General features: G+C 65.0%; 10 protein-coding genes. 7 read left to right on the forward strand and 3 right to left on the reverse strand.

The window, feature by feature from the left end:
- The first annotated feature begins 5 nt into the window (after nucleotides 1-5).
- From KXR83_RS03950 to KXR83_RS03960, 3 genes are all read left to right on the forward strand, one after another.
- Complete coding sequence (locus tag KXR83_RS03950) at nucleotides 6-1,481, forward strand: condensation domain-containing protein (protein WP_437423685.1); 1,476 nt, start codon at nucleotides 6-8, stop codon at nucleotides 1,479-1,481.
- Nucleotides 1,482-1,679: 198 nt separating this feature from the next.
- A complete protein-coding gene (locus KXR83_RS03955) occupies nucleotides 1,680-3,467 on the forward strand; it encodes an acetyl/propionyl/methylcrotonyl-CoA carboxylase subunit alpha (protein ID WP_437423686.1) in 1,788 nt (595 codons plus the stop codon).
- 9 nt (nucleotides 3,468-3,476) lie between these two features.
- Nucleotides 3,477-3,818, forward strand: a complete 342-nt coding sequence (locus KXR83_RS03960) for a hypothetical protein (RefSeq protein ID WP_437424432.1) — start codon at nucleotides 3,477-3,479, stop codon at nucleotides 3,816-3,818.
- 119 nt (nucleotides 3,819-3,937) lie between these two features.
- Here KXR83_RS03960 and KXR83_RS03965 read toward each other — a convergent pair whose 3' ends face one another.
- Nucleotides 3,938-4,498 carry a nucleotidyltransferase family protein gene (locus KXR83_RS03965; protein ID WP_437424433.1) on the reverse strand — a complete coding sequence of 187 codons (561 nt, stop codon included), beginning with the start codon at nucleotides 4,496-4,498 and terminating at the stop codon, nucleotides 3,938-3,940.
- 441 nt (nucleotides 4,499-4,939) lie between these two features.
- On the opposite strand from KXR83_RS03965, the gene uraD reads away from it, so the two are divergent.
- From uraD to KXR83_RS03985, 4 genes are all read left to right on the forward strand, one after another.
- Entirely contained in the window at nucleotides 4,940-5,479 is a 540-nt protein-coding gene (gene uraD / locus KXR83_RS03970; protein WP_437423687.1) for a 2-oxo-4-hydroxy-4-carboxy-5-ureidoimidazoline decarboxylase, read from the forward strand.
- Nucleotides 5,476-5,802, forward strand: a complete 327-nt coding sequence (gene uraH, locus KXR83_RS03975) for a hydroxyisourate hydrolase (protein WP_437423688.1) — start codon at nucleotides 5,476-5,478, stop codon at nucleotides 5,800-5,802. The genes uraD and uraH overlap by 4 nt, the downstream gene beginning before the upstream one ends.
- 28 nt (nucleotides 5,803-5,830) lie before the next feature.
- Entirely contained in the window at nucleotides 5,831-6,739 is a 909-nt protein-coding gene (pucL, locus tag KXR83_RS03980) for a factor-independent urate hydroxylase (RefSeq protein ID WP_437423689.1), read from the forward strand.
- Between the two features lie 96 nt (nucleotides 6,740-6,835).
- On the forward strand, nucleotides 6,836-7,732 hold the full coding sequence (locus KXR83_RS03985; RefSeq protein ID WP_437423690.1) for a hydroxymethylglutaryl-CoA lyase: 897 nt from the start codon (nucleotides 6,836-6,838) through the stop codon (nucleotides 7,730-7,732).
- 32 nt (nucleotides 7,733-7,764) lie between these two features.
- Here KXR83_RS03985 and KXR83_RS03990 read toward each other — a convergent pair whose 3' ends face one another.
- Complete coding sequence (locus KXR83_RS03990) at nucleotides 7,765-11,145, reverse strand: pyruvate carboxylase (RefSeq protein WP_437423691.1); 3,381 nt, start codon at nucleotides 11,143-11,145, stop codon at nucleotides 7,765-7,767.
- A 203-nt stretch (nucleotides 11,146-11,348) separates the two neighbouring features.
- Complete coding sequence (locus KXR83_RS03995; protein WP_437423692.1) at nucleotides 11,349-12,842, reverse strand: APC family permease; 1,494 nt, start codon at nucleotides 12,840-12,842, stop codon at nucleotides 11,349-11,351.
- Nucleotides 12,843-12,960: the final 118 nt, after the last annotated feature.

Consider the following 12,960-nt stretch of genomic DNA (forward strand, 5'->3'; position numbering starts at 1 on the left):
TTGTCATGAAGTTCATCCAGATGATGGATCAGCCCGTCGAACCTGGCGGGCTGGTCGAGTGGTCGCCCTTCACCGAGGGTGGATTTGCGCAGTGGACGGCTGATTCGCGGCCCACGTCGCACAACCACGAGCAGCATCTGCGCGCCGCGTTCGACTACCGGCTACGCACCAAACGTGAGGGCGGCCGCGAATCGTGGCTGGGGCTCGCGATCGATTTCGACGAGCCCATGTCGGTACCCGCCATCCGCGCCGCATTGTCGACCTGGATCGACAGGCACGAGGTCCTGCGCAGCCATGTGGTCATCTGGGCCGACCGCCTGGCTCGGCTGACCACCCCGCCCGGATCGGTGAAGCTGAAGATGGGGCGGGTGGGTTGGTACGGCGAACCCGGCCCCCTGCTGGATCAGCTGGCAGGTTCCTTCGACCGAGCCACCGCGCCGCTGCAATGGCCCGCCTACATCTTTGCCACCGTTGCGCGCGAGGACTCGTTCACGTTGCTCTTCGCGGCCGACCACTCACTGGTGGATGGCTACTCCCTGATCATGGGCCAGTACGAACTCGTAGCGCTATACACCGCGCACCGGCGCAAGGTGGAGCCCGACCTGCCGCCAGTGGGGTCGTACGTGGACTTCAGTGCCCATCAGCGGCGAGAGGCAGACTCGGCAGGCGCCGAGCACGAGGCCGTTGCGGTGTGGGCCGACTTCCTGCGCGACTCGGGCGGGGAACTGCCCCGGTTCGAGATCGCCGACGAGGGCGGGACGGCGGTCGAGGCCCCGACCCCGTCACCACAGCCGGGTACCGATCTGATCCCGCAGGGTTCGATCACGGCGGATCTACTCGACGACGAGCAGACCAACCGGTTCACCGCGGTGTGCTCAGCGGCGGGCGGCTCGTTGCTGTCCGGGGTGATGGCGGCCCTGGCGATCGTCTATGCCGAGCTCGGCGGTGGCCCGGTGTTCCGGTGTGTCATCCCCCGGCACACGCGCTCTGACCAACAGTGGTTCGGGGCACTCGGCTGGTTTGTCGCCACGGTCCCCTTTCGTCTCGACACCTCAGGCGCCACCGATTTCGGACAGATCATCGCCCGGGCGGCCGACGAGATGCGGCGCGTCCGCAAAGCAGGGAACCTGCCCTACCTGCGGGTCGGCGAGATCCTGGGACACACAGGCGACACAGACATCCCCGACCCCAGATTCGTCGTCTCGTTCATCGATCTGCGTTTCGCCCCCGGACACGCTGAAGCCGACGCCGGGCGGGCAAGGGTGCTTCGCAGCCACAATTACTCGAACGAAGAGGTGTACATCTGGGTGCACCGCACTGCGTCGGGCATCCGGATCTCATCGCGGTTCCCGGCACAAGGCCGCACCCACCGGCAGGTCGGACGTTATCTCGGTGCCTTCGGAGACTTTCTCAAAGGGGTCGGCAATCGCAGCACGTACGGGCCGCAACCGGGCGACCCCGAGCACGAATCGGCGACTTGAAAAACGTTACCGGCGAGTAGGTATCGGTGACCGAACGAGCGATCTGTGGGCCAGCAGTCGTGCCTGTTCGGCGGGGTGCTTAGACTCCATCTAGTGCCGTCCCCCACATCCCGCGGGAAGGCACGCCCACGTAACAACACATCGAAATCCGAGACAGTGTCACCGACGCGCATCGACCAGCGCCCAACAGGAGATCAAGTGCCAAGTCACGCCAGCACAGCACTCACGAAAGTCCTCATCGCCAACCGGGGCGAGATCGCGGTTCGGGTCATCCGGGCTGCCAAGGACGCCGGATTGACCAGCGTCGCGGTGTACGCCGAACCGGACGCCGATGCTCTGTTCGTGAAGCTCGCCGACGAGGCTTTCGCACTGGGCGGTCAGACCTCGGCCGAGTCATACCTGGTTTTCGACAAGATCCTCGACGCCGCGGCCAAGTCCGGTGCCGACGCGATCCATCCCGGCTACGGCTTCCTCTCGGAGAACGCCGACTTCGCCCAGGCTGTCATCGACGCCGGGCTCACCTGGATCGGGCCGTCGCCCCAGTCGATCCGCGACCTCGGTGACAAGGTCACCGCGCGTCACATCGCACTGAAGGCCAACGCACCGATGGCCCCGGGTACCAAGGACCCTGTCAAGGACGCGGGCGAGGTCGTGGCCTTCGCCGAGGAGCACGGTGTTCCCGTCGCCATCAAGGCGGCATTCGGCGGCGGCGGCCGCGGCATGAAGGTCGCCTACACGATCGAAGAAATCCCTGAACTCTTCGACTCGGCCACCCGTGAGGCAGTTTCGGCATTCGGTCGCGGCGAGTGCTTCGTCGAGCGCTACCTCGACAAGGCCCGCCACGTGGAGGCCCAGGTCATCGCCGACCAGCACGGCAACGTGATCGTTGCGGGAACCCGCGACTGCTCGCTGCAACGCCGCTTCCAGAAGCTCGTCGAAGAGGCGCCCGCACCGTTCCTCACCACCGAGCAGCGCGAAAAGATCCACTCCTCGGCCAAGGCCATCTGCAAGGAAGCCGGCTACTACGGCGCCGGCACGGTCGAGTTCCTCGTCGGCGCCGACGGTCTGGTGTCGTTCCTCGAGGTCAACACCCGTCTGCAGGTCGAACACCCCGTCACCGAGGAAACCGCCGGCATCGACCTCGTCCGTCAGCAGTTCCGCATCGCCGCAGGCGAAAAGCTGGAGTTCACCGAGGATCCGACCCCTCGCGGTCACTCGTTCGAGTTCCGCATCAACGGTGAGGATGCCGGCCGCGGCTTCCTCCCGGCTCCCGGACCGATCTCGGTCTACAAGGAGCCGACCGGCCCCGGCGTCCGCGTCGACTCCGGTGTTGTCGAAGGCGACGTGATCGGCGGCGGGTTCGACTCCATGCTCGCCAAGCTGATCGTCACCGGTGAGAACCGTGAGCAGGCGCTCGAGCGGTCACGACGCGCGCTGGCCGAGTTCCAGGTCGAAGGTCTGGCGACGGTCATCCCGTTCCACCGCCACATCGTGTCCAACCCGGCCTTCATCGGTGACGGCGAGGGCTTCGACATCTACACCAAGTGGATCGAGACCGATTGGGACAACCCGATCGAGCCCTACACCGGTGGACAGCCCATCGAGGACGACGACAACGAGCCCCGCAAGACAGTGGTGGTCGAGGTCGGCGGCCGGCGCCTCGAGGTGTCGCTGCCGGGCGATCTGGCCCTGGGCGGCGGCGGATCCAATGGGGTCTCCACGAAGAAGCCCAAGGCACGCACCCGCGCCAAGGGCGGCAACGCCGCTGTGTCCGGTGACGCCGTCACCGCGCCCATGCAGGGCACCGTCGTCAAGGTCTCGGTCACCGAGGGCCAGGAAGTCGCCGCGGGCGATCTGGTTGTCGTTCTCGAGGCCATGAAGATGGAGAACCCGGTCACCGCCCACAAGGACGGTGTCGTGACAGGCCTGGCCGTCGAGGCCGGCGCGGCGGTCACCCAGGGCACGGTCCTGTTCGAGCTGAAGTAGGCGTACGCCATCGAGGCTGTCGAGATCAACGCCGGCGCGTGGTACCTGCGGGCGTTGCGTGACGATGATCGGGTGTCGGATCGGCCGGCGCTGGCGCTGGCCGGTGTCACCGACCCCGATCACGTCCGCGCCTGCGAGCGCGGCTGGGACGAGGAAACCCGCTTCACCTGGGCCGTGTGTGAGCCGACCACCGGTGAGATGCTCGCCGAGGTCGCCATCGAGCCCCAGGGCACCGGTAACTCAGCCCGATTGACCGGCTTCGCCCGGGACGGCTACGACGAACCGCTTGCGGCAGCACGGATCGTGGTGCAGCGCTTCGGTGAAGGCGCGCTGGGCTACACCTTCGACTGACCCGTTCCACAGAACCCGCAGAACCTCCAGAAAATTCGCGCCACCTCCTCGCATTCGCGCCGGTTGCAACCGGCGCGGCCGCAGGCAGGTGGCGCGAATTTTGTGCGCAGCACCCCGCTTCAGACGTCCGGACGGTCGTGATCCAGCCCGGTGCCGAGGTCGGTGCAGTCGACCTCGATGACGTCGGCACGGGCAGCGAGATAGGGTCCCGCGCCACGGTCCCCCGACAACGACTCCAGGACCCCTTCGAGGTGGTCGGCCCCGAGGTAGACCGGATGTCCGGCAGACCCCGCGAATCCGGCTCTGCCCAGTCGGTCGGGCCGGGGACCGCACGCGTTCAGAAGTCGCCGCACCTGCTCGCCGGTCACGTCTGGGATGTCAACAACATGTAAAACCACTCCGACGAGATCGGGGACGTCGGCGGCCTCCAGAAGGGCCGTGCGCACCGACTCGCTCAAGCCCATGCACCAGTCCAGCACCTGTACTGCCCGCGCTCCCCTGGGCATCTCCGGGGCAGCGGCACCGATGGTGACGAGCACTTGTCCGCATCCGCCATCGCCGAGCGCGTCGACCCCGGCACGCAACCAGTCACCCTGGTGCGCAAGTATTTTCGGCATCCCGTATCTCGTGCCCGCGCCGGCGGCCAACAGCACCCCGACCACCGTTCCATGTTCTGTCATGCTGCCGGGGTCGGCGCCCGCACCCGAGGGTGCTGCCGCGTCACCGGCGTCTCCGGTGGCAGTCTCGCCCGCCGTTCGCTCCACCGGTCCACCTCCTCCGGGCCTGACGGCCGTGGATATATCGGTTCTGCTCGCCGAGCGGACGAGCAGACTTCGCGAGATCCTCATGGGTAGCGATGGCACGCGGCCGGATGGCGGTGCCCACGAGACCCACATGACCATCTCACCAGAGGTACCACCGAAATGAGCACCGACTCCGAGGGCGGATCGACCCGGCCCGCCGCTGCACCAGGGCCGAAGAAGAAGCGGCCCGATTCAGCCGCTTTCAGGACGTGATGGGCTGAACAGGCACAGACTTCCACCATTGATGTGTGCAACAACCAGAGGGGGCGCTGCGATGAAGCAGCAGCGCCACATGAAAGCGGAGAGGACGGACCTGACGTGCGACGAGTTGACTGGCGAGGACTCGAGAGTTTCAACGAGTTGCGCGAGCGCCAGGCGATCCACGCCCTCTACCAGTGCTGCACGTCCTGTATCTGGGCGATCCGGGTGGCGGGGGGCCGGCCGTTCCAGGACGAAGAAGCCCTCTACAACCGCTCGGATCTGATCCTGGCCGAGTTGTCCGAGGCCGACCTCGACGAAGCGCTCGACGGGCACCCCCGGATCGGTGACCGGCCGACGAACTCGTCGTCAGCCCGTGAGCAGTCTGGGGTCGCCGGTGCAGACGAGGCAGTTCTGGCGGAGCTCAAGCGGTGCAACGCCGAGTACGAGCAGAAGTTCGGCCACGTGTATCTGGTCTTCGCCGATGGGCGACCCGCCACGGAGCTGCTGGCAATTCTGCACGAACGCATGAACAATGATCCGGTAACCGAAAGGCGGGTCATGCGAATGGAATTGGCGAAGATCAACCGTCGGCGGCTGCGACTCATGTTGGAGCCGGCGATCAAATACGTCGACGAAGGAGAGGATGCCGCGTCGTGAGTGATCTCAGCACCCACGTTCTCGATGCGGTCACCGGTAAGCCGGCCAGCGGTCTCACGGTCATCCTCTTCGATTCGGATGGCGCCGAACTCGTTTCCAGCACAACCGATTCCGATGGACGGATCGGATCGCTCGTCGGTGGCGGGCTCACCGAGGGCGTCTACCGTCTGCTTTTCGACACCGGCAAGTGGTTCGCGGACAACCACCTCGAGGGCTTCTATCCGGAGGTGTCGATCACGTTCTCTGTCACCGATACCACCAGGCACCACCACGTACCCCTGTTGCTGAGTCCGTTCGCCTACTCGACGTACCGCGGCAGCTGACCGATACAAAGGAGAAGACACAGAGCTCATGGGCATCATCCTGGGTGAGAACCAGTACGGCAAAGCCGAGAACCGGGTGGTGCGGATCTATCGCGACACCCCCAGGCACGAAATCAAGGACATCAACGTCGGCAGCGCGCTTCGCGGCGACTTCGCCGCGGCCTACACCGACGGTGACCAGCGGAAGGTGCTGCCCACCGACACGCAGAAACAGACCGCCTATGCCTACGCCAAGGAAAAGGGCATCGAGTCGATCGAGAAGTACGCGCTCGAACTCGCCCGCCATTTCGTGGACGACTTCGAACCGGTGTCCGGGGCGCGGATCGAGGTCGAGGAGTACGCCTGGGAACGCGCCGTGGTCGACGGAGCCGAGCATGACCACACCTGGGTCCGTAAGGGCCAGGAGACCCGGACCGCAGACATCACCGTGGATGGCAAGGGCGATGCCCAGCAGACGTGGGTGATCGGGGGCCTCAAGGATTTGGTCGTGCTGAAGTCGACCGGCTCTGAATTCCACGACTTCCTCGAGGACGAATACACCATCCTCGAACCGACCACCGACCGGGTGATGGCCACATCGCTGGTGGCCAAATGGCGCTTCACCACGACCGATGTCGATTGGGAGGCGGTGTACCCGGCCATCAAACAGATCATCATCAACCGCTTCGCGACGGTGCAATCCCTTGCCCTGCAACAGACCCTCTATGAGATCGGCAAGACGATCCTGGAGACCTACGACGTGATCGCCGAGGTGCGCCTATCGGCTCCCAACAAACACCACTTCATCTACGACCTGTCCCCGTTTGGACTGGAGAACAACAAGGAGGTCTTCAATGCCGACGACCGTCCGTATGGCTTGATCCAGGGCACAGTGACCCGCGACGACGCGCCGGACGCAGGTCCGGCGTGGAACCCGCAGATGGCGTGGCTGGGCTGAGCCCACTCAGGCCGGGCCACCTCCTCCCTGGCCGCCGATCCGTCTGATCGACGGGGCGGTGTCTGCCACGATCGGCGCATGGGCTCGAATGGATTAATGAACACGGTGCAATTGGTAGAAGTGAGTCCGCGCGACGGACTGCAGAACGAGAAGACCGTGTTGTCGGTGGACGACAAGGTCGAACTGATCAACCGCAGCGTGGCAGCCGGAGTCCGGCGCATCGAGGCCGTCAGTTTCGCCAATCCGAAACGCGTCCCCCAGATGGCCGGCGCCGAGGACGTGATGGCGCAGCTGCCCCGCGGCAACGGTGTGTCGTACATCGGACTGGTACTCAATCGTCGCGGCCTGGACCGGGCGTTGGCCGCGGGGGTCGACGAGATCAACGCCGTGGTCGTCGCGACCGATGAGTTCAGCATGCGGAACCAGGGTTGCACGGTGGCAGGGGGCATCTCGGCCTGGGAGCACATTGCCGCCGATGCCCGCGCCGCCGGAATCCCCAGCACAGTGACCATCGCGGCGTCGTTCGGATGTCCATTCAGCGGCGAGGTCGACCCTGCGTGGGTCATCGAGGTGGCACAACGTGTGGTGGCCGCAGGCCCCGACGAGATCGCGTTCGCCGACACGATCGGGGTGGGTGTCCCCTCTCAGGTGCGCGCGCTCGCAGCCGGTGCGCAGAGCGCCGCTCCGGACATTCCGGTGCGCTGGCACTTCCACAACACCCGTAACACCGGCTACGCCAACGCCCTCGCCGCTCTGGAGACCGGTGCGGCAGCTCTGGACGCGAGCATCGGCGGGTTCGGCGGCTGCCCTTTCGCCCCGGCGGCCACGGGCAACATCGCCTCCGAGGACCTCGTCTACGCGCTCGACCGCTCAGGCGTCCACACCGGCGTCGACCTCGAATCGCTTGCCTCCACAGCGACTTGGCTCGGTGCCCGGTTGTCCAAAGACGTTCCCGCACAACTCGGCCGGGCAGGCAACTTCCCGCCCACCTGAGGCTGCGGGTGCCCGTCTCCTGCGATCGAGGACTACTCCAGTTCCACCAGCAGGTCTCCGCCTTCGACTTGGGCGACCGTGCTGATGGCGATGCGTTTGATGGTGCCGCCGGTGGGGGTGGTGATGGCGGCTTCCATCTTCATCGCCTCGATCGAGCCGATGGTGGCGCCGGGTTCGATGTGTTGTCCGGGTTCCACGACGGTGGTGACCACCCCGGCGAACGGGGCGGCGATGTGTTTGGGGTTGCCGGCGACTGCTTTTTCGGCGACGAGGACGTCGACTTTGAGGGAGCGGTCACGGACCTGGACCGGCCGGAGTTGGCCGTTGAGGATGCACATCACCGTGCGCATGCCTCGTTCGTCGGCCTCGCTGATCGCTTCGAGGCCGATGAGTAGTTCGACGCCGGGTTCGAGTTCCACCCGATGCTCGTCGCCGTACCGCAGGCCGTAGAAGAACTGGTTGGCCGACAGGCTCGAGGTGTCGCCGTACGCGGTTTGATGCTCTTCGTAGTCCTTGGTCGGGCCCGGGAACAGCAACCGGTTCAACGTTTGTCGTCGGGTAGCGCTGTCGCCGTCGAGGGCCGCCTCGTCCTCGGCAGACAGGTCCGTGACCGGTTTGGCCGGGGCCCGCCCCGCCAACGCCCGAGTACGTAAGGGTTCAGGCCACCCGCCGGCAGGTTCACCGAGCTCACCGCGCAGGAAACCGATCACCGAATCAGGAATGTCATAAGACGCCGGATCCTGCGCGAAGTCATCAGCACTGATCCCGGTGCCCACCAACGCCAACGCCAGATCCCCGACCACCTTCGAAGACGGGGTGACCTTGATCAGGCGACCCAACATCCGGTCCGCAGCGGCGTAGGCATGTTCGACCTGTTCGAACCGATCCCCCAACCCCAACCCGATGGCCTGCTGACGCAGGTTCGACAACTGACCACCAGGAATCTCATGGGTGTACACCCGGCCCGTCGGGGCCGGGAGCCCGGACTCGAACGGCGCGTACACCTTCCGCAAAGCCTCCCAATACGGCTCGAGCTCACACACCGCGGCCAGGTCCAGGCCGGTGTCGTACTCGGTGTGCGCGGCCGCGGCCACGATCGCCGAGAGCGCCGGCTGCGATGTGGTGCCGGCCATCGCCGCACTCGCACCATCGACCGCGTCCGCGCCGGCCTGCCACGCCGCCAGATACGTCGCGAGCTGCCCGCCCGGGGTGTCATGGGTGTGCACGTGCACCGGCAGATCAAAGTTCGAGCGCAACGCGGACACCAGGGTCGCGGCCGCGGCCGGGCGCAGCAGTCCGGCCATGTCCTTGATCGCCAAAATGTGGGCGCCGGCCTCCACCAACTGCTCAGCCAAACGCAGGTAATAGTCCAGCGTGTACAGGTTTTCGGCCGGATTCGACAGATCCCCGGTGTACGACAAGGCGACTTCGGCGATCGTGGTGCCGGTCTCGCGGACCGCGTCGATCGCCGGCCGCATCTGATCCACATTGTTCAAGGCGTCGAAAATTCGGAAGATGTCGATACCCGTCGCGGCGGCCTCGGCCACAAACGAGCGGGTCACCTTTTGCGGATACGGGGTGTACCCGACCGTGTTCGCCCCCCGCAGAAGCATCTGCAGGTTGATGTTGGGCATCGCTTCACGTAACTGCGCCAACCGATCCCACGGATCTTCCTTCAAGAACCGCAACGCCACGTCATAGGTGGCCCCACCCCAGCACTCCACCGACAACAACTGTGGTGTCATCGCCGCCACATACGGGGCGATCGCGACCAACCCGGTCGTGCGAACCCGAGTCGCCAACAACGACTGATGAGCATCACGGAACGTGGTGTCAGTAACCCCCAACGCTTTCGACGCCCGCAGATCCGCCGCAAACCCCTCCGGGCCGAGCTCGAGCAAACGTTGCCGGGACCCGTCGGCCGGGGAACTGATATCGATATCGGGGAGTTTGTCGCGTGGATAGACCGTCGCCGGACGTTCCCCGTGCGGCTTGTTCACCGTCACATCGGCCAGATAGTTCAAGATCCGGGTGCCCCGGTCCGCCGACACCCGCGAGGTCAGTAGCTGCGGGCGTTCCTCGATGAACGACGTGGTGACATTGCCGGCCCGGAAATCGGGATCGTCCAACACTGCTTGCAGGAACGGCACATTGGTGGCCACACCGCGGATCCGGAACTCGGCCAACGCCCGCCGCGACCGCGCCACCGCCGTCTCGAAATCACGGCCCCGGCAGGTCAGTTTGACCAGCATCGAATCGAAATGCGCGCTGACCTCCGCACCCAACGTCGCCCCACCATCCAGACGTACCCCCGCCCCACCCGGGGTGCGGTAGGCGGTGATCCGGCCCGTGTCCGGGCGGAAACCGTTCGTCGGGTCCTCGGTGGTGATCCGGCACTGCATCGCCGCGCCGCGGATCGTCACCGCTTCCTGGGACAACCCCAACTCACTCAACGTCTCGCCCGCGGCGATCCGCAACTGGGACTGCACCAAATCGACGTCGGTGATCTCCTCGGTCACCGTATGTTCGACCTGGATCCGGGGGTTCATCTCGATGAACACATGGTTGCCGTCGCGGTCGACCAAGAACTCGACCGTGCCGGCACACGTGTAACCGATCTTTTGTGCGAACGCGACCGCGTCAGCGCAGATCTTTTCCCGCAGGCCTGGTGGCATGTTCGGTGCCGGCGCCAGCTCGATCACCTTCTGATGGCGCCGCTGCACACTGCAGTCCCGCTCGAACAGATGCATCACGTTGCCATGCTGATCAGCCAGGATCTGCACCTCGATATGACGCGGGGCGATCACCGCCTGCTCCAAGAACACCGACGCATCACCGAACGCCGAATTAGCCTCCCGGGCAGCAGCTTCGATGGCCTCCCGCAGACCGTCGATGGTCTCGACCCGCCGCATCCCACGGCCGCCGCCACCAGCAACCGCCTTCACGAACACCGGGAACCTCATCGACTCGGCCGCCGCCATCAACTCATCAACATCCACCGATGCCTCACTCGAGGCCAACACCGGCAGACCCGCCTCCCGAGCCGCAGCGATCGCCCGAGACTTGTTACCCGTCAACTCCAAGATGTCGGCAGACGGACCCACAAACGTGATGCCCGCATCAGCACAGGCCGCCGCCAGATCCGGATTCTCCGACAAGAACCCGTACCCCGGATAGATCGCGTCAGCACCCGCACGCCGCGCCGCTGCGATGACCTCCTCGACCGACAAATACGCCCGCACCGGATGCCCCGGCTCACCGATTTGATAGGCCTCATCAGCCTTCAAACGATGAATCGAATTGCGATCCTCAAACGGGAACACCGCCACCGTGCCCGCACCCAATTCATAGGCAGCACGAAAAGCACGAATCGCGATCTCGCCCCGGTTGGCCACCAACACCTTGCGAAACATCAACGCACCTCCACATCGCCCACGAAACCATCACTCCACCATGACGACCCGACACCAGGTGCGGATAGTCGCGAATTGCGACCGGGATGGAGCTTCACGAATCCTAGGGGCGGCCGAAACCTCACAGCGCCGGACATGGCATCTGTGCGTAAGACGAAACCCGGTATGCACCTGCGGGGGTGGCCAGGGGACGAACTCGTCGTTCACTTCCGGACAGGTTCGTCCTCGAGCGACGAGTCGGTGTCATAGAAGCCGCCGGGGCGGTTCTCGTACTTGTTGACCGCCCACGTCACCCCCCACAACACGACGCCGAGCAGCAGCATCACACCGGCGATCTTGTACTGGATCATCTGCGCGTCGGTCCTCGCCCACGGGCCGGCGAGGAACAAACAGAGCACGGCACCGAGCACGGGCACCCACACCGGGGCCCGGAAGAACGCCTTCACATCACCGCGCTTGAGGACGAGGCACGCGATGTTGACCACAGCGAAGACACAGAGCAGCAAGAGGCCGGTGGTGCCGGACAGCGCACCCACAACGGAGTTCTCCGACAGCTGGTTCACCACGATGATCAACACGAACGAGAGCAGCGTGGTGAAGATGATCGCCGTCCACGGTGAACGACGGCCCGGCAGCACCTTGCCGAGCCCACGGGGCAGCACTCGCTGGTTGGCCATCCCGTAGATGAGGCGGCTTGCCATCAGCATGTTGATCAGCGCGGTGTTGGCGACCGCGAACACCGTCAGATACGGGAAGATCTCTTCGATCGGGACCGACGGCGCGCCCAGTTTCACCACCGACAGCAGGATGCCCTCGTCGGAGTTCTCCGGCTCGAAGTCCAGCGGGAGCACCGCGATGACCGCGACCACCACCAGGACATAGATGAGACAGGCGATGCCGAGACCGGACAGCATCACCTTCGGGAAGATCTTCTCCGGGTTCTTCGTCTCCTCGACCATGTTCACCGAGTCCTCGAACCCGACCATTGCGAAGAAGGCGATGGTGGTCGCGATCGTCACCGCCAGGAACCAGCCCTTGTCGTTGGCGTCTTCGAAGACCACCAGGTTGCTGATGTCACCGTCTCCGGTTCCCCGGCCGGCGGCGACGAAGCCGATCACGATGACGATGATCAGGGCCAGCATCTCGATCAGCGTGAGGATCACGTTGAACTTCACGGATTCACCGACGCCGCGCAGGTTGATCAGGGCCAGGACGATCATGAATGCCAGCGCGACCACGAGTTGAGCAGTGGTCCCGGTCGGCACGTCGAACCAGCCGAGTCCGTTGGCGTCACTGAATGATTCGTTCAGCCCGGCCAGGAGGTTGGCGGCCACCACGTTCGACGACGTGGATGCGCTGGTGATGCCCGAGCACACCACCGCGAACGCGACCAAGAAGGTCAAGAAGTGGATACCGAACGCCTTCTGTGTGTACAGGGCGGCGCCTGCACACTGCGGGAACTTGGTGACCAACTCGAGGTAGGAGAAGGCCGTCAGTGTCGCCACGGCAAAGGCGAGGATGAACGGCAGCCAGGCCATACCGCCGACGTTGTCGATCATGCTGCCGGTCACCGCGTAGACGCCCGCACCGAGGATGTCGCCGACGATGAACAGCAAGAGCAGCTTGGGGCCCATCACCCGTTTGAGTGCGGTCGGTTCGCTCTTTTCCGGAGCGGGATCAACAGTCGTAGCCGTCATCGTCAACCATCCGTTCGCCGGGAATTGATTTCACTCAGCCTCTACCCCATTCGTCCGGCCCGCAAGTGGTACCGCCCAGCTCGAATGTCATTTTTCCGTAACGCTTTCGCCGTAGCGT

It is taken from the genome of Williamsia muralis (assembly GCF_051487485.1).
In the GTDB taxonomy this organism is placed as follows: Bacteria; Actinomycetota; Actinomycetes; order Mycobacteriales; family Mycobacteriaceae; genus Williamsia; species Williamsia muralis_B.

Coding starts and splice junctions, on each gene's coding strand:
- KXR83_RS03950 (WP_437423685.1), top strand. CDS start 6: ATGAAGTTCATCCAGATGATGGATCAGCCCGTCGAACCTGGCGGGCTG.
- KXR83_RS03965 (WP_437424433.1), bottom strand. CDS start 4,498: ATGACAGAACATGGAACGGTGGTCGGGGTGCTGTTGGCCGCCGGCGCG.
- pucL (WP_437423689.1), top strand. CDS start 5,831: ATGGGCATCATCCTGGGTGAGAACCAGTACGGCAAAGCCGAGAACCGG.
- KXR83_RS03985 (WP_437423690.1), top strand. CDS start 6,836: ATGAACACGGTGCAATTGGTAGAAGTGAGTCCGCGCGACGGACTGCAG.
- KXR83_RS03990 (WP_437423691.1), bottom strand. CDS start 11,145: ATGTTTCGCAAGGTGTTGGTGGCCAACCGGGGCGAGATCGCGATTCGT.
- KXR83_RS03995 (WP_437423692.1), bottom strand. CDS start 12,842: ATGACGGCTACGACTGTTGATCCCGCTCCGGAAAAGAGCGAACCGACC.